Genomic DNA, 17,508 nt, shown 5'->3' with positions numbered 1-17,508 from the left:
CCACTCCAAACCGTCAGGAGTCCGCAGGCGAGACGACGATGTGCCGGCCGGAGCCCTCACCCTCCGACTCACTGATGGACCCGAGTTCGGCCACCACATCATGCACAATTTTCCGCTCGTAAGCTGACATGGGCTCGAGCGCGACCTCGTCGCCGGTTTCCTTGGTCTTCTTCACCGCATCGGCAGCGATATCTCTGAGTTCCTTACCCCGAACCTCACGGAAGCCACCGATGTCCAATACGAGGCGGGACCGGTTGTCAGTCGAGGTGAGGACGGACAGCCGGGCTAGCTCCTGCAGCGCCTCAAGCACTTCACCATCCTGACCCACCAACCCATTCAAAGACCCGCTCGAAGGGTCCTCGGACACAATCGAAATGTAGGTGCGTCCGTTCCTGACCTCAATATCGATGTCCCCATCGATATCAGCGATGTCGAGGAGCTCCTCCAGGTAGTCGGCTGCGACATCGCCCTCATCCTCGAGACGACTCACTGTCGCCGAGGACTCGCCGTCCTGTGCCGGGTCCTGTGCTGCACTATCGATCGATTCCTCGGCGCCAGCTGCGGGAACATTCTCTGCTGTCATTTTTTCTTCCTGTTCTTACGCTGCGGCTGGGTGCGCTGACCTTTGGTCTCGATAACCTCTTCGACGACTGGCTCGGATTTCTTCTCGCCGAGTAGGGGCATCACTGGGAGACCCTTCTTCGCGCGACGCTCGGCCAGCGCCTTTGCTGCTGGCGAACCAGGAGTAGGCATGCGGCGAATCACGTAGAACTGCTGGGCCATCGTCCAGATGTTCGTCGTGGTCCAGTAGATCAGAACGCCAATGGGGAAGTTGATGCCGCCGATACCGAAGACCAGCGGGAGGATATAGAGCATCAGCTTCTGCTGCCGCATGAAGGGGCTCTGCATAGCCTCCTCCGACATGTTCTTGGCCATGATCTGCTTCTGAGTGATGAACTGAGACGCCGTCATCGCCAGAATCATGATCACAGACAGAATAATCACGCTGACGTTCGCGTTCTCGCCGAAGCTCCCCAGGAAGGTAGAGGACAGCGGCGCCCCAAAAATGGTCGCGTCGTCGAACTGACGGACCTCCTGCGTGGTCATTGCACCGATAGTCTCACCGGTCTCGGATGCCCGGGAAACACCATTGAGCACAGTGAAGAGGGCAAAGAAGAACGGCATCTGAATCAGGATGGGCAGGCAGGCCGCGAACGGGTTGGTGCCGTGCTTCTTGTACAGCGCCATCTGCTCCTGGGTCATAGCCTGGCGCGAAAGCTGATCGGTTTTGCCCTTGTACTTTTTCTGCAGCTTCCGCAGGTCAGGCTGCAGCGCCTGCATCCCTCGCTGGGCTTTGATCTGCTTGACAAATACCGGGATCAAGGCCGCACGGATCACCACCACGAGGCCGACGATCGAGAGAGTCCAGGTCCAGCCGGACGCCCCGTCCATCCCCAGGAAGGTGAACCCGTCGTGGAAGAACGTCATGATCCATGACACCAACCACTGGAACGGGAAAAGGATGGTACCGAAGAAATCCATAGCTATTTGCTCCTCAGGCCGCCGAGCGGCTTTCGTCATCAGCGGGAATCACAGGATGATTCAGCACAACAATTTGGGGTACTTTGCCCGCGGGAAACGTCCGTCCGCCAGCGGGAACATGATCCACGCCGCCGTCATTCCAGGGGTGGCATCGGCAAATCCGTCGCACAGCCAGACCGCTGCCCTTGATGGCACCATGCACAGTGACAGCTTCCAGGGCATAGGCCGAGCAGGAAGGGAAGAATCTGCAGACAGGTCCATACAAAGGGGAGATGACCGTTCGATACAGCTTCAGAAGTCCGATCACGGAGTTGGCCGGGAGGTCACGAAACTGGGAAACAGGAGAGTCGGCAGTGCTCATGTGCTGCCTCTCTTCCTGCTGGACGCTGAGTTGAATGCCCGGTCGAAGTCGCTGGCGAGCTGACTCCAGGTTGCATCAGCGGCAGGCGGCAACGCGCGGACCACTACGGCCAGTCCACTGGGATGCCGAGAGATGGCTGACGCCGCCATTTGTCTTAGTCTCCTCTTAACGAGGTTTCGTGTCACTGCGTTCCCCACGGCCTTTGAGACGATGAACCCGAACCTACTGGGATCCGTCTCAGGCGTGGTTACCGCGTATAACACCAAGTTCCGGCGCCCAGATCGGGAGCCGGAACGTACGGTATGGGTGAAGTCGGTTGCTGTCCGGACCCTGTTGATACGAGCCAACATTTAGAGACTCCGGAACAACTGGGTTGCTAGGACGTGTTGCGCCGCTGAACAGACCCGCGTCTTCGTCAAACTAGCTATGGCAGCTTATGCCGACAGCTCGGTGCGGCCTTTGCCACGGCGTGCTGAAAGGATGGCTCGGCCAGCGCGGGTGCGCATCCGAAGGCGAAAGCCGTGCTTCTTAGCCCGGCGGCGGTTATTCGGCTGAAAGGTCCGCTTGCTCACTGTATTTACTCCAAGACAATCTGAGGATGCGTCCAGTCCATTGCTACAAGGGGGAAGAACAGACTGGCGTTTCGATGTGTGTTGTCTGCGGGTGGAGCAGGGGCCGCGCATGTCGGCTCAGGGAACCGGTGTGCAGGCATGCAAAATGCAGACATATAGGACTACATAACGTTAGGCGACCGCGACCACACCAGTCAAACTGGGTGGCTCGGCTCCCGCAAGGTGACCCTGTGGTGTTTCTTTATGCACAATCTGTGGACAACTCTACCTACAAGGGCCCGAAACCCCCACCGGGGGCTCACGTGAAGGACGCTCTGAAGGCCCGGAGACCAGCTATCTTCTGCACTACCCATCCTCTAGTCTTGCCCAAGAGCCATTTATCCACTATCTGTGCATAACCCTGTGGATGATGGCCATTTTTTCGATGGACATGGTGAGAGGTATTTGTGGGCCCGGACGAGATAAATGACGTAGGGAGTTCTTGGCGCAAGGTCATCCGCACCCTGGAACACGATGAACGGGTAACCCCGCGACAGCGCGGCTTCGTGGTGTTAGCCCAGGCGCAAGGGCTAATCGGGACCACCCTGTTAGTTGCTGTTCCCAATGAGCTGACGCGTGAGGTTCTGCAGACCCACCTTAAGGCTGCACTCGACGAGGCTCTCCGGGCAGTGTTTCGGGAAGATCTGCAATGTGCTTTCGTCATCGATCCCGAGCTGACCCCCGTCGAGGTGGAGGATTCCGAGCCGGCAATGGTGAGCGAACCTATTCGGGAAGAAACCAAGCCAGCACCCACCCTTCCAAGCAATTCCCACGAATTCGGGCGCCTCAATCCGAAGTACATCTTCGACACCTTCGTCATCGGTTCCTCGAACCGTTTCGCCCATGCTGCCGCGGTCGCCGTAGCCGAGGCACCAGCCAAGGCCTACAACCCACTGTTTATCTATGGGGATTCCGGGCTGGGAAAGACCCACCTGCTCCATGCAATTGGTCATTATGCCCGGCACCTATACACCGGCATTCGTGTCCGGTACGTGAATTCCGAAGAGTTCACCAACGATTTCATCAACTCCATCCGTGACGATGAAGGAACAAGTTTCAAGCAGACCTACCGCAACGTCGACATCCTGCTCATTGATGACATCCAGTTCCTGTCCGGAAAGGACCGTACACAGGAGGAGTTCTTCCATACCTTCAATGCGCTCCACAACCACAACAAGCAGGTGGTCATCACTTCCGACCTTCCACCCAAGCAACTCTCCGGGTTCGAGGACCGAATGCGATCACGGTTCGAGTGGGGCCTACTCACAGACATCCAGCCCCCCGAACTCGAAACCAGGATCGCCATCCTGAGGAAAAAGGCGATCAGTGAGGGGATGAGTGCCCCTGACGATGTCCTCGAGTACATCGCTTCCAAGATCTCCACCAATATCCGCGAACTCGAGGGCGCACTGATCCGGGTTACTGCCTTCGCCAGCCTGAACCGTCAACCAGTGGATGTCACCCTGGCCGAGGTGGTTTTGAAAGATCTAATCACCGACGACGGCGCCCAGGAAATTACTTCGGCAGTCATCATGGCGCAGACGGCTGACTACTTCCAGATCAGCATGGAGGAGCTGTGCAGTAAATCGAGAACACGCACACTCGTCACGGCACGGCAGATTGCCATGTATCTCTGCAGGGAACTGACCGATATGTCTCTTCCCAAGATCGGACAAGAGCTCGGCGGCCGCGACCACACCACCGTCATCCACGCCGACCGGAAGATTCGAGAGCTCATGGCAGAGCGTCGCGCCATCTTCAACCAGGTCACGGAACTCACCAACCGGATCAAACATCGCCGGAAAGACGCATAACTACAGCGCTGGTATTAACAGGTGTGGATAGAACTGTGGATAACCGGTCGAACAACCCGCTTAAAAATGAGGACAACTTCCTCAGAGCTGTGGATCCGCGGAAATTCAAGGAATTTGCCCACACCCCACACCAAGCGTCCGTAACTTATATGCACAGGTTCTCAACAGGCTCCCATCAACGCCTGGCCGCTCAGCGGAGGTTATCCACAGTTTCAACAGGGGTTACTACCACTACGAACCTTAAATCCAAGAGTTCTTCCAAATAACATTTTCCCTGCTGCTCCACGGTCCATGCCCCACGCCGAACCCCAAAAACAGGTCGCGGGGCGGTTCGCGCAGTCAGGCTAAGCTTTCTGTAACTAATGTTGTTCCTTGCCCTGCGGCAAATTCCTTCACACCCGCTGGCTCAGCAACTTCGCAATGACCACGAAAGAGAAAGGCGGCACCCTTCAGTGAAATTCAGAGTTGAACGGGATGTACTGGCTGAGGCCGTGACCTGGACAGCGCGCTCCCTGTCCCCTCGCCCGCCCGTTCCGGTACTTTCTGGACTGCTGATTAAGGCCTCTAACGGTTCACTCAGCCTTGCCAGCTTCGACTATGAGATCTCTGCTCGTCTTGAAATTCCTGCAGATATTGCCGAGGAGGGGACCATTCTGGTCTCAGGCCGTCTCCTGGCCGACATCTGCCGAAGCCTGCCTTCTGCACCGGTTGAAGTGGAAACCGAAGGCACCAAGGTCACGTTGACTTGCCGCAACAGCAGGTTCAATCTCGCGACAATGCCCGAAGGCGAGTATCCGGAATTGCCAACACCACCCGAGATCAGTGGCGTGGTCGACGGAGATGCTTTCGCACAAGCCGTCTCCCAGGTGATTATCGCTGCAAGCCGCGACGATACCCTTCCTATCCTGACCGGAGTAAGGATGGAGATCGAGGACGATCTCATCACCTTGCTGGCTACCGACCGGTACCGCCTCGCCCTCCGCGAAGTAACCTGGAAGCCCAGAAATCCGGGCATTTCCACCAGCGCACTTGTCAAAGCAAAAACACTCAACGAGGTGGCCAAGACTCTCGGCAGCTCAGGAGACCTCAGCATCGCGTTATCTAACGACCGGGAACTGATCGGCTTCGAAAGTGGTGGTCGGAGGACAACTTCGCTGCTTGTCGACGGCGATTATCCAAAGATCCGTGCTCTTTTTCCGGAGAACACCCCGATTCACGCGACGGTTGAAACGAGTGTGCTTGTCGAAGCGGTTCGCCGTGTTTCCTTGGTGGCCGAGCGGAATACCGCCGTTCGAATGGCCTTCAGCGCGGGTCAGGTAACCCTCGATGCTGGTACCGGCGAAGACGCGCAGGCCTCTGAAGCGATCGAGGCGACTCTGGACGGGGATGACATCACTGTGGCGTTCAACCCGCACTATCTGAGTGAGGGTCTTGGCGCTTTCAACAGCAAGTTCGTACGTTTTTCCTTTACCACGCCACCAAAACCAGTAGTTATTTCGGCCCAGGAAGATGCCACCGGTGAGGACCGTACTGACTACAGGTACCTGCTGATGCCCGTACGTATGGCTAACCAGTAAGCACCCTCGGGGGTCATTCCCCCGGATTCCCTCACCGCCCCAGGAAGCGAAGCAGCAATGCACATTGGCCTCATCGGACTCGGCAAAATGGGTTTCAACATGCGCGAAAGGCTCCGCCGTAAGGGCCTGACCGTAACCGGGTACGACCGGAACCCGGAAGTAACAGACGTGGTGTCACTCGAGGCGTTGGTTTCCAGCCTCCCGGCGCCGCGTGTGGTCTGGGTGATGGTGCCGTCTGGTGCACCGACCCGCTCGGTCATTGCAGAACTTGGCAACCTCCTGGACGCCGGCGATCTGGTGATAGACGGTGGAAACTCACGATTTACGGAAGATCAGGCAAATGCTGGCGTGCTTGAGAACCGGGACGTCGCTTTCATTGATTGCGGAGTTTCCGGAGGAATCTGGGGTCTGGACAACGGCTATGGCCTGATGGTGGGGGGCTCACAGGCTGACGTCGAGCGGGTACTTCCCGTCTTTGATGCACTACGTCCCGATGGCCAGCGAGAAGAGAGTTTTGTCCATGTCGGAGACGTGGGGGCAGGGCACTACGCCAAGATGGTCCACAACGGTATCGAATACGGATTGATGCAGTCCTACGCTGAGGGGTATGAACTTCTGGCAGCCAAAGACATCATCAAGGACGTTCATGGTACTTTCCAGGCCTGGCAGCACGGCACCGTGGTTAGATCCTGGCTACTGGACCTCCTGGTGAAGTCGCTCGAGGAAGACCCGGCGCTGAGCAAAGTCGCCGGATACGTTGAGGATTCAGGCGAAGGCAGATGGACTGTTGAGGAAGCAATAGCAAGTGAGGTCCCGGTACCAGCAATCACGGCTGCCCTGTTCGCCCGGTTCTCTTCGCGCCAGGACGATGCACCAGCTATGAAAATGGTCGCGGCATTGCGTAATCAGTTCGGTGGGCACCCGGTTCGGGCACCCAGCGAATCCGCGTGAGTGGAGCATTGTGTACGTTCAGCACCTGTCCCTGACGGATTTTCGCAGCTATAGCCAGGTAGAGGTCCCCCTTGAAACCGGAACAACAGTTTTCGTGGGCCCAAACGGGGTGGGCAAGACCAACATCGTCGAAGCGATCGGTTACCTTGCTTCCCTCTCCTCCCACCGTGTCAGCACCGACAAGCCGCTGATCGCTTTCGACGCGGAGCGGGCCCTGATTCGCGGCAGGCTCGTCAGAGGAACCCAGACCACCAGTGTCGAGGTGGAAATCAATGCCGAGCGGGCCAACCGTGCCCGGATAAACCGGGCGAACCCAGTCAGGGCCAGCAACGCGGCCGGGATTCTGCGCACTGTGCTCTTTGCGCCGGAGGATTTGGCCCTGGTCAAGGGGGACCCTTCCAATCGCCGTCGTTTCCTGGATGACCTGATGGTGACGCTGCTTCCGCATCGGGCTGGCCTCGGCGCCGACTACGAGAGGGTTCTCAAACAGCGAAATGCGCTCCTCAAATCCGCGCGCACCACCGGTAGATTTACCACCTCCCATGAAACAACCCTCGATGTCTGGGATCAGCATCTCGCCGATACCGGTGCCAAATTGCTGCACGCCAGACTCGAGGTCCTCAGGCAGTTGCAGCCCCATCTGCAACATGCCTATCAGCAGCTCACCGATGGGTCCAAGGCGGCAATGGCGACTTACCGTTCGACCCTGGCGGGTCCAGCCGGTGAGGAACAACCCGCCGAGGACGACTCCCTCAACCGGATGAGCGTGAGTGAGCTGACAGTGAAATTTATCGCTGAACTCCTGGCCCACCGAAAGAAGGAACTGGACCGGGGGATCTCGCTGGTCGGCCCGCATCGCGATGACATCGAGCTGATCCTCGGCGGCACCATTGCAAAAGGCTATGCCTCCCACGGGGAGACCTGGTCGATGGCGTTGTCTTTACGGCTGGGATCCTATTACCTGCTGATCGAAGATGATCACACTCCCGGAGGGACACCTGTACTCATTCTCGACGACGTCTTTGCTGAACTGGATGCAAGCCGCAGGAAGAAACTTGCGACGATCGTTGGCGGGGCAGAACAAGTGTTGGTCACCGCAGCGGTGGGGGACGACATCCCGGATTCGCTGGCAGGACAGCAGTTCCGGGTAGTCCCGGGAGGGTTGGCCGATGATGGAAAAGACTAACCCAACTCCCGATAACCCAGCGGGCAACTCCCCGCCTCTGAGTACCCCGGTTTCAGATGCTCCAGCTGCCGGCGCCGCAACGGGCGTCCACGATCACACCAAGTCTCCACCCCTGGCCGAGGAATCCTCGTTCGATGCTCCGCAGTCCCTGCTGAATCGGGTGCGTGACGCGTCGAAAGGACGCGGAAATACCCGGGTGCCGGAGGGACGCCGTGATTCGGCGCCGCCCAAGCGCCGGCATACCGGGTCGGTAACCTACACGGGGCGCGATCCGGAGGGCCTGGGAAATGTCTTCAATAGATTGTTGAGTGAGCGGGGCTGGAAATCTCCGGTGGCGGTCGGCTCGGTGCTTGCCCGCTGGGATGAGCTGGTGGGACAGGAAATAGCGCTCCATTGCCGCCCCGAAAGCTTTGATGGAAATACCGTACTGGTTCGCTGCGACTCGACGGCCTGGGCAACCCAGCTACGGTTGATCAGCCCCATGTTGATTCAGCGGTTTGACGCGGAGCTGGGAAGCGGCGTCGTGACGCGCATCTCGGTGTTGGGTCCAGCCTCTCCCAATTGGCGAAAAGGTGGACGAACAGTCAAGGGACGGGGCCCCCGGGACACCTACGGGTAAGACCGGGCCAGAATGCCCAACACTCCCGCTCTTGCCAGTTCGATAAACGCCGTGTAGGGCCTTGAATTGCCCTCGGGAGGTATCCGGCCTTGGTAGGCGCCCTCCTGATGGCTCCTAACCGGCTTTATTCGCCAGTAGGAGCCTGTTTAGTGCGGTATTGTCGCGCCCGGCAAGGTAGAATGGGGGTAGTGGACATTCCCAAGGGGATGCCTTCGAACTGTTGCCTGTCCATCAGGTTTAGACAGTGCAGCTATTCACTTACTTGATTCCTACCTTTGAGGAGCCGACAGCGCCTGTGGCTAATGACAACGAGCTGGACGCCAAGACCCAGGGCACTGAGCAGCATACTGCTGGCGCCCAAAATGGGACCACCGGATATGACGCAAGTGATATCAGCGTCCTGGAGGGCCTTGAGGCGGTCCGCAAACGCCCCGGCATGTATATCGGTTCCACCGGTCCCCGGGGCCTGCATCACCTGGTGAATGAGGTGGTGGATAACTCGGTCGATGAGGCGCTTGCCGGGTATTGCGACACGATCAAGGTGACACTCCTGGCGGATGGGGGCGTCCGGGTGATCGACAACGGCCGCGGTATCCCCGTGGATATGCACCCCACCGAGGGACGCCCCACGGTTGAGGTGGTCATGACCATCCTGCACGCCGGGGGCAAGTTCGGCGGCGGAGGCTACGCTGTTTCCGGCGGGCTGCACGGAGTCGGTATTTCAGTGGTTAACGCGCTCTCGGCGCGGGTGGAAACCGAAGTCAAGCGGCAGGGATACGTCTGGAACCAATCATTCGCCGACGGTGGTAAGCCTGTGGGTGAGCTCCGCCGCGGTGCTGAAACTACCGAAACCGGCACCACCCAGACCTTCTACCCTGATGCCACGATCTTCGAAACGGTGGAATTCGATTTCGAGACCCTCCGGGCACGGTTTCAGCAGATGGCATTCCTCAATAAGGGACTGCGGATTGTCCTGGTGGATGAGCGCGTCATTGAGGTGGAAACCGAGGAAATTGCAGAGTCTTCCGAGGACGGTGGCGTCAGCGAGGACACCCCGAAGCACCGCCAGGTTGACTACATGTATGAGAACGGCTTGCTTGACTACGTCAATCACCTGAACTCCTCAAAGCGCGTCGACGTCATTCACGAAGACGTCATCGGATTCGAGACAGAGGACACCGATCGCAAGATCGCTGTCGAGGTAGCGATGCAGTGGACCAGCGCCTACTCAGAAAGCGTTCACACCTACGCCAATACGATCAACACACACGAAGGCGGCACCCACGAAGAGGGTTTTCGCGCGGCCATGACCTCGTTGATCAACCGCTATGCGCGTGACAAGAACATCATCAAGGAAAAAGACGAGAACCTTACCGGGGACGACATCCGTGAGGGTCTGACAGCCGTCATTTCTGTCAAGCTTTCCGAACCGCAGTTTGAGGGCCAGACAAAGACCAAGCTGGGCAACTCCGAGGCGAAGGGCTTTGTTCAGCGGGTTGTCACCGATCAGCTCGGTGACTGGCTGGAACGAAATCCCGGCCCGGCCAGGGACGTGATCCGGAAGTCAATTCAGGCAGCACAGGCTCGGCTTGCCGCGCGCAAGGCTAGAGAGTCCACCCGCCGCAAGGGGCTCCTGGAATCCGGGGGCATGCCCGGCAAGTTGAAGGATTGCCAGTCAAAGGACCCCTCAAAGTCGGAGATCTACATCGTGGAGGGAGACTCCGCGGGCGGCTCGGCTGTGCGGGGCCGGAATCCTGATACCCAGGCGATCCTCCCGCTGCGAGGGAAGATCCTGAACGTAGAGCGGGCGAGGCTTGATCGCGCGCTGGGTAACAGCGAGGTCCAGGCGATGATTACGGCCTTTGGTGCCGGCATTGGTGAGGACTTCGACGTCGCGAAAGCCAGGTATCACAAGATTGTGCTGATGGCCGACGCCGACGTCGATGGTCAGCACATCACCACGCTGCTCCTGACGCTCCTCTTCCGCTACATGCGCCCGCTGATCGAGAACGGCTACGTCTATCTGGCACAGCCGCCGCTTTATCGGATCAAGTGGTCCAACGCCACCCACTCCTACGTCTTCAGCGACCGTGAGCGGGATGAAGTGATCAAGATGGGGCTGGCAAACAACCAGCGGCTGCCTAAGGAAAACGGCGTCCAGCGCTACAAGGGCCTCGGTGAGATGAATTACACCGAGTTGTGGGAGACCACCATGGACCCGGACAACCGCACGTTGCTTCAGGTAACCGTTGATGATGCTGCGGCCGCTGATCAGATCTTCTCGGTTCTGATGGGTGAAGATGTGGAATCACGGCGAAACTTCATTCAGCAGAATGCGAAGGACGTTAGGTTCCTCGATATTTAGGGGGAATGGGGCGACGGTCGAGCGTCGTCATCATCTCCAACGGTCTTGATACTTAGAAAACTGAACGGAACTAACGTATGAGCGACGAAGAAACACCCGACCTTCCCCTCGAAGGGCGGGTCCTCGCCGATCGGGTTGAGCAAGTCGACCTGCAGACGGAAATGCAGCGGTCCTACCTGGATTACGCGATGGCAGTGATTGTCGGCCGTGCCCTTCCGGATGTGCGGGACGGGCTTAAGCCCGTTCACCGCAGGGTTCTTTACGCAATGTTCGATGGCGGCTACCGTCCGGACCGGTCCTTCAACAAGTGTGCCCGCGTGGTGGGTGAGGTCATGGGGCAGTATCACCCCCATGGCGACACAGCGATTTATGATGCCCTGGTGCGCCTGATCCAGGACTGGACCATGCGCTATCCCCTTGCCCTGGGGCAGGGAAACTTCGGCTCGCCCGGCAACGATGGCGCGGCTGCTCCCCGGTATACCGAAACCAAAATGGCCCCGCTGGCCATGGAAATGGTGCGGGATATCGACGAGGAAACAGTCGATTTTCAAGACAACTACGACGGGAAAAACCAGGAACCAACCATCCTCCCAGCCCGGTTCCCCAACCTGCTGGTCAATGGGTCATCCGGTATCGCCGTCGGTATGGCCACGAACATCCCGCCGCACAACCTGCGGGAGGTTGCCTCAGGTGTCCAGTGGTACCTCGAGAATCCCGACGCGACCAAGGAGGAGCTCCTCGAGGAGCTCCTGGTTCGGATCAAGGGACCGGACTTCCCCACCGGTGCGCAGATCCTGGGCCACAAGGGCATCGAGGACGCCTACCGGACCGGCCGTGGATCGATCACCATGCGGGCAGTGGTGAACGTTGAGGAGATTCAGGGCCGCACCTGCCTGGTGGTCACCGAACTGCCGTACCAGGCGAATCCCGACAACCTGGCCATCAAGATCGCCGACCTCGTCAAGGACGGCAAAATCAGCGGTATCGCCGACCTGCGTGATGAAACCTCGGGTCGCACCGGCCAGCGCCTGGTCGTTGTGCTCAAGCGCGACGCCGTCGCGAAGGTAGTCCTCAACAACCTCTACAAGCACACTCAGCTGCAGGACAACTTCAGTGCCAACATGCTGGCCATCGTTGACGATGTTCCCCGCACCCTGAGCCTGGACGCCTTCATCCGTCACTGGGTCACTCACCAACTCGAAGTGATCGTCCGCCGGACCCAGTATCGGTTGCGGAAAGCCGAAGAGGCCGCCCACATTCTGCGCGGCCTGCTGAAAGCACTCGACGCGCTCGATGATGTTATCGCCCTGATCAGAAGGTCATCGACTGTCGAGGATGCCCGGAACGGGTTGATCACGCTGCTGGAAATCGATGAAATTCAGGCTCAGGCCATCCTGGATATGCAGCTTCGCCGGCTTGCCGCCCTGGAACGAAAGAAGATCCAGGATCAGCACGCCAAGCTCGAAGCGGAAATCACCGAGTACCAGAAGATCCTCGCCTCCAAAGAGCTGCAACGGGACATTGTGTCCACCGAGCTCCAGGAAATCGTCGACAAGCATGGTGATGACCGGCGCACGGAGATTCTCCTGGGCTACGACTCGGACATGAGCATGGAAGACCTGATCCCCGAAGAGGAAATGGTTGTCACCATCACCCGGGGAGGCTACGTCAAGCGGACCCGCAGCGACAATTATCGTCAGCAGGCTCGCGGCGGCAAGGGAATCAAGGGTGCCCAACTCCGTGGCGACGACGTGGTCGAGCACTTCTTCGTCACCACCACCCACCACTGGTTGCTCTTCTTCACGAACCTGGGACGGGTGTACCGGGCCAAGGCCTACGAACTGGTCGAGGCTGGGAGGGATGCGAAGGGTCAGCACGTCGCGAACCTTCTGGCGTTCCAGCCGGACGAGACGATCGCCCAGGTACTGGATCTGCGCGACTACCAGCAGTCCCCCTACCTGGTGCTGGCCACCAAGCGGGGCCTCGCCAAGAAGACCCGGTTGGAAGATTATGACACCAACCGCACGGCCGGGGTGATTGCCATCAACCTGCGCGACAGCGATGAACTGGTCTCCGCTCAGCTGGTCTCCGAAAGCGATGACATGATGCTGGTGTCTCGGAAGGGGCAGTCGCTCCGATTCACCGCTACCAACGAGGCACTACGACCCATGGGTCGGGCCACCTCGGGTGTCACCGGCATGAAGTTCCGCGAAGAGGACGAGCTGCTGGCCGCCAACGTGGTCACCGATGAGTCCTTCGTGTTCATCGTCACCGAGGGCGGCTTCGCAAAGCGGACCAAGGTCGAGGAGTACCGTGTGCAGGGTCGGGGTGGTCTCGGGATCAAGGTGGCCAAGCTGGCCGAGGAGCGCGGCGACCTGGTGGGAGCGCTCATTGTCCAGGAGGAGGATGAGGTACTCGTAGTCATGGGGGGAGGCAAGGTGGTCCGTTCAGCGGTCACCGGCGTCCCGGCCAAGGGGAGGGACACGATGGGTGTCATCTTTGCAAAGCCCGACAAGAAGGACCGGATCATCGCCGTCGCGCGGAACAGCGAACGGGGGCTGGCCATCGAGGAAGGCACCGTGGAACTAGTGAATGAAGGGGCCGAATCCGGTGGGCCCGCAATCGATGAAGTACCGTTGACGTCAGAGGAAGCGGCTGAGCCAGACGCACAGTCGCCGGATAATGGAGGTACCGAGTGAGTTCGCCTAACTCAAACCCGCGGGCAACCGGAAGCGGATCGGTCAAACAGACCGGCACCGGCCCCCGGGTGAACGCTCCCGCACGCCCCACCCAGAAGCCGTCGAATTCCGCGCCGGGCAACCGGCCGACCGGGAACCGTCCGGGTCTGGTCAAACCGGCGCCCAAGGCCAAGGCACGCAAGGCGAGGCTCCTGGTCAGCAAGGTGGACCCCTGGTCTGTCCTGAAGATGTCCTTCCTCCTGTCGGTGGCCTTGGGGATCGTGACAGTGGTTGCCGCGATTGTCATTTGGACGGTACTGGACCTCACCGGAATTTTTGACGGCGTGAATGACCTGCTACGCGAAATCGCGGGAACCGAGAGCGGAGGGTTTGACCTTCGCCAGTTCGCCTCACTTGGACAGGTAGTGTCCTTCGCGACCATCATTGCGGTGGTGAACGTGGTTTTGTTGACCGCTCTGGCGATGCTTTCAGCCGTCCTGTACAACATTTCCTCCACCCTGGTGGGTGGAATTGGCGTCACCCTCACCGACGACTAACCAGGCATATCCGAACCGGTTTCGGGTCGATTTGATGATTGCGGAGATACTCCTGTAAAGTCGTATTTCGGCCCGAACAGGCTTCGGGGCGTATAGCTCAGGCGGTTAGAGCGCTTCGCTGATAACGAAGAGGTCCCAGGTTCAAGTCCTGGTACGCCCACGGACCTACCACCCGCAGGTCACTGCGACAGAAGGAACACTGTGAAAAAGTTGTTGGTAGTTGCAGCAGCTCTGGTCAGTGCTTTCGCCTATAAAAGGTGGCAGGAATCCGAGAGGGAAAAGGCAGTATGGAGCAAGGCAACCGACACGGTTGACTAGGCTATACTGATGAGGTTGCCGTAACAGCAATCGTTCGGGGGCATGGCGCAATTGGTAGCGCACCTGCTTTGCAAGCAGGGGGTTCGGGGTTCGAGTCCCCGTGCCTCCACCGAAGGGGAAAAGGTCCTGGTCTGCTGACCGGGGCCTTTTCCTTTTAACATATGCTTCTTAGGTGCTCTAGGGTTACTGGGTGATCATCTTCCTGTCGGTCCTGGGTGTCCTTGGCGTGGCTGCGTCAGGTCCCATTATGGCGGCGACAGTGGCGCCAGCTCTGGCCATCGCCTTCTGGCGGAACGCGATAGGCGCGATTGTGATGGGCGGCCCAGCGCTGCTCTCAAAACGTCACGAGTTCAGGGCCCTCCGCCGAACCGATTTCGTTCGTCTGTCCGTGGCGGCAACCGCTCTGGCCCTTCACTTTGCCTGTTTCATCACGGCCTTGAAGCTCACCTCGGTGGCCGCTGCAACGGCGCTGGTGTGTCTGCAGGTGGCCTGGATTGCCCTGTTCAACGCGATCCAGGGGTCGCGCCCCACAACCAAGGTGATGGTAGGGCTCGGTGTCGCGCTGGCCGGCGTCGTCGTGATTACGGGTTTTGACCTCACCCTGTCCCAGGACGCGATAATCGGGGACCTTCTGGCTCTGGCCGGAGGAGCCCTGGCCGGTATCTACCAGATGGCCGGGGCGGGCGCGCGGAGGACCATGTCGACCGGAACGTACACCACCCTGTGCTACGGAGGGTGCGCAGTGATCCTGCTGGCGCTATGCCTGATCTTCAGGCAACCCCTCACAGGATTCTCCCCGGCGGCGTGGGCCGGAATTCTCGCCGTCACCCTGGTGGCACAGCTCATGGGGCACACGGTCTTCAACCACCTGCTTGCGGTGATGAGCCCCCTGACGGTCTCGATGATCATCCTGCTGGAGATTCCCGGGGCGGCCCTGCTCGCCGCGGTCTTCCTGGGGGAACAGTTGCCAGCAGGGACCTACGGGGGGCTGCTTCTGATCCTTGTCGGCCTGGCAATCGTGGTTCGGGGCCAGACCAACCGCAACGCCCGCGTGACCGCAGAGGTGCCGCCACCGGCAATGGGCGGATCTTAGGGGCTCTCCGCCGACCCGCTGGCGAGGACCTGTGGAGTGCCGCCGCGTTTCGCGGCCTGAGGACTGCGCGCCGAGTGCACGGCCCGAATCATTTTTGCCGGGTAGTAGATGGACATGAAGATCAGAGGTGGGATCTTCAGGATCCGTTTGTTGATCTGGTGAGCCTTGTAGGTGCGATCAAAGCGGGTGACGTAGTAGCGGTAGTCCTTGGGCGAGTCCTCAAGCCGTCGCGCTGACATGCCGCTGATCATTGTGGGTAGGTATCTGATCATCAAATCGTGCTCGGCGAGGTGGAGAGACAGATCGATATCTTCGTGCATCTCGTCGGCCTGGTCGCGGCAGGTTGAGTCGCGGATCTGTTCCCAGGCCGTGCGCCGAATGGCCATGTTTGATCCGAACAAAAAGTGGTACTGATTGCGCGCCAGTTTCAGGACCAGTTGGCGGAGTCTATCGTCAGCCTTCAGTCCCCAGCGACGCATTGGCATATCGTAATAGACCACGGGGCCGGTGGCTGCGGCCACGCCGGAGTCCAGGAAACCGGCAAGAACCTGTTCCACCCAGTCGGGTTCAGGTACCGAGTCCGCGTCAAGGCGACCGATGATGGTTCCCGCAGCATTGTCGAACCCAAAATTGCGGGTGGGAATCAGACCCTGCTCTGACGAATACTCAAGAAGTTTGATGCGGCTTTCCGGGTATTCCAGTTGCATCTGGCGGACGATACCGTTGGTGCCGTCGGTGGAGCGGTTATCGACCACCAGGATCTCATCAGCAGGTACGGATTGGTAGATCGCCGCAATCAGGCACTGCCTGATCACGCTTTCCTCGTTGTAGGCCGGAATGACTATCGAGACGGCGTTCTGGGGAGGGGACACGGCGGTAAATCTACCACTCGTGAGATTGTCCGGGGCGGAGGAGACAAAAAAGGGAAGGGCGGCTCCTGTGGAGACGCCCTTCCCTCGGGTGTTATACCAATGGACTACTTGGTGGCGTCCTTTGCGTCTTCAGCCGCGTCCCGGATCTTCCCGGTGGTGGACGTCCCCGCCGACTTGGCTGCGTCGGTGGTGCCATCCACAGTCTCTCCTGCCTTGGCGGCTGCGCGATCGGCGGCTTCCTTGATGTCTGATACAACATCCTTGGCCTCCTTGGCACGCTCTGCTTCGCCGGTGGGCTTGGTGTCAACCTTGACGGGAGTCTTCCAAGGGTCCTCGACTGGCTTGGATGCACGCCAGATTGCTACGCCGGCAGTGACGGCCGCGGCAATGATGCCGAAGATCAACCAACCCTTGCTGCCACTCTTCTGACGCTTCTTCAGGTCGCGGGATGCCTTCATCGCTGCCGCTGCGGCAGCTTTCTGGGCCTTCTTGACAGCCTTTTTGTCGCCGGTCACCCGGGTGACCGCACGATTTACTGGGTCCGGGATGGTTGCACCGGACAGTGAGCGGGAGACGGAATCCGCCGCGTCACCCAGTTTGTGGGACAGGGTCGGCAGGTAATCGCCAACAACCTTGTCCCGAGCATTGTTGATGGCTGGAGCCGCCCGGTCCAGAGTCTTCTGGATGTGCGGCGTGGTGCTGTCGACCACGTGCGAGATGCGTGGGGCAACCTTGTCCAGTCCGTCCTGGATACGGGGGGTGACGGTCGAGATGCCATCGGAAATTCCGTGAGCGGCCCGCTGCACTCCATGCTGGATTGCAGGCGACGCCGATCCGTAGCCTTTTTCGATACGCGGCGCCACCCAGTTGTAGGCTGCGTCCACTCGTGGTGCTGCCCAGTCCCGTGCGGCTTCGGCACTCGTTGCGACGGTCTTTTCGATGTCGCGTGTCATACGTTTGTTCT

At 59.3% G+C, this 17,508-nt stretch carries 17 protein-coding genes and 2 tRNA genes; 12 read left to right on the top strand and 7 right to left on the bottom strand.

Annotated elements, in window-relative coordinates:
• Nucleotides 1-13: 13 nt before the first annotated feature.
• The 5 genes from IWX64_RS12020 to rpmH all read right to left on the bottom strand — a co-directional run bounded on the left by IWX64_RS12020 (nt 14) and on the right by rpmH (nt 2,475).
• Entirely contained in the window at nt 14-583 is a 570-nt protein-coding gene (locus IWX64_RS12020) for a Jag family protein (RefSeq protein WP_196867362.1), read from the bottom strand.
• A complete protein-coding gene (gene yidC, locus IWX64_RS12015; RefSeq protein ID WP_196867361.1) occupies nt 580-1,542 on the bottom strand; it encodes a membrane protein insertase YidC in 963 nt (320 codons plus the stop codon). The genes IWX64_RS12020 and yidC overlap by 4 nt, the downstream gene beginning before the upstream one ends.
• Before the next feature lie 13 nt (nt 1,543-1,555).
• On the bottom strand, nt 1,556-1,903 hold the full coding sequence (gene yidD / locus IWX64_RS12010; RefSeq protein WP_196867360.1) for a membrane protein insertion efficiency factor YidD: 348 nt from the start codon (nt 1,901-1,903) through the stop codon (nt 1,556-1,558).
• Complete coding sequence (rnpA, locus tag IWX64_RS12005) at nt 1,900-2,253, bottom strand: ribonuclease P protein component (RefSeq protein ID WP_196867359.1); 354 nt, start codon at nt 2,251-2,253, stop codon at nt 1,900-1,902. The genes yidD and rnpA overlap by 4 nt, the downstream gene beginning before the upstream one ends.
• A gap of 84 nt (nt 2,254-2,337) precedes the next feature.
• The gene (gene rpmH / locus IWX64_RS12000; protein WP_022892375.1) at nt 2,338-2,475 is read right to left on the bottom strand and encodes a 50S ribosomal protein L34; all 138 of its coding nucleotides are present in this window, start codon (nt 2,473-2,475) and stop codon (nt 2,338-2,340) included.
• 446 nt (nt 2,476-2,921) lie between these two features.
• Between rpmH and dnaA the strand changes: the two genes are divergently transcribed.
• The 12 genes from dnaA to IWX64_RS11945 all read left to right on the top strand — a co-directional run bounded on the left by dnaA (nt 2,922) and on the right by IWX64_RS11945 (nt 15,672).
• The gene (gene dnaA, locus IWX64_RS11995) at nt 2,922-4,328 is read left to right on the top strand and encodes a chromosomal replication initiator protein DnaA (RefSeq protein WP_196867358.1); all 1,407 of its coding nucleotides are present in this window, start codon (nt 2,922-2,924) and stop codon (nt 4,326-4,328) included.
• A 452-nt stretch (nt 4,329-4,780) separates the two neighbouring features.
• The gene (gene dnaN, locus IWX64_RS11990) at nt 4,781-5,905 is read left to right on the top strand and encodes a DNA polymerase III subunit beta (RefSeq protein WP_196867357.1); all 1,125 of its coding nucleotides are present in this window, start codon (nt 4,781-4,783) and stop codon (nt 5,903-5,905) included.
• A gap of 57 nt (nt 5,906-5,962) precedes the next feature.
• Complete coding sequence (gnd, locus tag IWX64_RS11985) at nt 5,963-6,856, top strand: phosphogluconate dehydrogenase (NAD(+)-dependent, decarboxylating) (RefSeq protein WP_196867356.1); 894 nt, start codon at nt 5,963-5,965, stop codon at nt 6,854-6,856.
• A 10-nt stretch (nt 6,857-6,866) separates the two neighbouring features.
• Entirely contained in the window at nt 6,867-8,042 is a 1,176-nt protein-coding gene (gene recF / locus IWX64_RS11980; protein WP_196867355.1) for a DNA replication/repair protein RecF, read from the top strand.
• Nucleotides 8,026-8,661 (top strand): DUF721 domain-containing protein, encoded by a 636-nt coding sequence (locus IWX64_RS11975; protein WP_245345505.1) that lies wholly within the window; start codon nt 8,026-8,028, stop codon nt 8,659-8,661. Before recF ends, IWX64_RS11975 begins: the two co-directional genes overlap by 17 nt.
• Nucleotides 8,662-8,956: 295 nt before the next feature.
• Nucleotides 8,957-11,026 (top strand): DNA topoisomerase (ATP-hydrolyzing) subunit B, encoded by a 2,070-nt coding sequence (gyrB, locus tag IWX64_RS11970; RefSeq protein WP_196867354.1) that lies wholly within the window; start codon nt 8,957-8,959, stop codon nt 11,024-11,026.
• A gap of 77 nt (nt 11,027-11,103) precedes the next feature.
• Nucleotides 11,104-13,725 carry a DNA gyrase subunit A gene (gyrA, locus tag IWX64_RS11965; RefSeq protein WP_196867353.1) on the top strand — a complete coding sequence of 874 codons (2,622 nt, stop codon included), beginning with the start codon at nt 11,104-11,106 and terminating at the stop codon, nt 13,723-13,725.
• Entirely contained in the window at nt 13,722-14,261 is a 540-nt protein-coding gene (locus tag IWX64_RS11960) for a DUF3566 domain-containing protein (protein WP_196867352.1), read from the top strand. Before gyrA ends, IWX64_RS11960 begins: the two co-directional genes overlap by 4 nt.
• A gap of 86 nt (nt 14,262-14,347) precedes the next feature.
• Nucleotides 14,348-14,421: transfer RNA gene (locus IWX64_RS11955), tRNA-Ile, on the top strand.
• A 41-nt stretch (nt 14,422-14,462) separates the two neighbouring features.
• Entirely contained in the window at nt 14,463-14,579 is a 117-nt protein-coding gene (locus tag IWX64_RS17045) for a DLW-39 family protein (RefSeq protein WP_209728048.1), read from the top strand.
• A gap of 36 nt (nt 14,580-14,615) precedes the next feature.
• Nucleotides 14,616-14,688, top strand: a tRNA-Ala gene (locus IWX64_RS11950).
• A gap of 81 nt (nt 14,689-14,769) precedes the next feature.
• Nucleotides 14,770-15,672: a DMT family transporter gene (locus IWX64_RS11945; RefSeq protein ID WP_196867351.1), complete on the top strand. Its 903-nt coding sequence runs from the start codon at nt 14,770-14,772 to the stop codon at nt 15,670-15,672.
• Here the strand turns inward: IWX64_RS11945 and IWX64_RS11940 are convergent.
• The gene (locus IWX64_RS11940) at nt 15,669-16,544 is read right to left on the bottom strand and encodes a glycosyltransferase (RefSeq protein ID WP_196867350.1); all 876 of its coding nucleotides are present in this window, start codon (nt 16,542-16,544) and stop codon (nt 15,669-15,671) included. The two genes, IWX64_RS11945 and IWX64_RS11940, sit on opposite strands and share 4 nt — an antisense overlap.
• Before the next feature lie 104 nt (nt 16,545-16,648).
• Complete coding sequence (locus IWX64_RS11935; protein WP_196867349.1) at nt 16,649-17,497, bottom strand: hypothetical protein; 849 nt, start codon at nt 17,495-17,497, stop codon at nt 16,649-16,651.
• Nucleotides 17,498-17,508: the final 11 nt, after the last annotated feature.

The sequence above is a fragment of the Arthrobacter sp. CAN_A212 genome (genome assembly GCF_015752345.1).
Taxonomy (GTDB): Bacteria; Actinomycetota; Actinomycetes; order Actinomycetales; family Micrococcaceae; genus Arthrobacter_D.
Note: the sequence above shows the minus strand (reverse complement) of the source record. Positions and strands in the feature narration are given on the sequence as shown.

Coding starts and splice junctions, on each gene's coding strand:
- yidD (WP_196867360.1), bottom strand. CDS start 1,903: ATGAGCACTGCCGACTCTCCTGTTTCCCAGTTTCGTGACCTCCCGGCC.
- gyrA (WP_196867353.1), top strand. CDS start 11,104: ATGAGCGACGAAGAAACACCCGACCTTCCCCTCGAAGGGCGGGTCCTC.
- gnd (WP_196867356.1), top strand. CDS start 5,963: ATGCACATTGGCCTCATCGGACTCGGCAAAATGGGTTTCAACATGCGC.
- IWX64_RS12020 (WP_196867362.1), bottom strand. CDS start 583: ATGACAGCAGAGAATGTTCCCGCAGCTGGCGCCGAGGAATCGATCGAT.
- IWX64_RS11975 (WP_245345505.1), top strand. CDS start 8,026: ATGATGGAAAAGACTAACCCAACTCCCGATAACCCAGCGGGCAACTCC.
- IWX64_RS11935 (WP_196867349.1), bottom strand. CDS start 17,497: ATGACACGCGACATCGAAAAGACCGTCGCAACGAGTGCCGAAGCCGCA.
- rnpA (WP_196867359.1), bottom strand. CDS start 2,253: ATGTTGGCTCGTATCAACAGGGTCCGGACAGCAACCGACTTCACCCAT.
- yidC (WP_196867361.1), bottom strand. CDS start 1,542: ATGGATTTCTTCGGTACCATCCTTTTCCCGTTCCAGTGGTTGGTGTCA.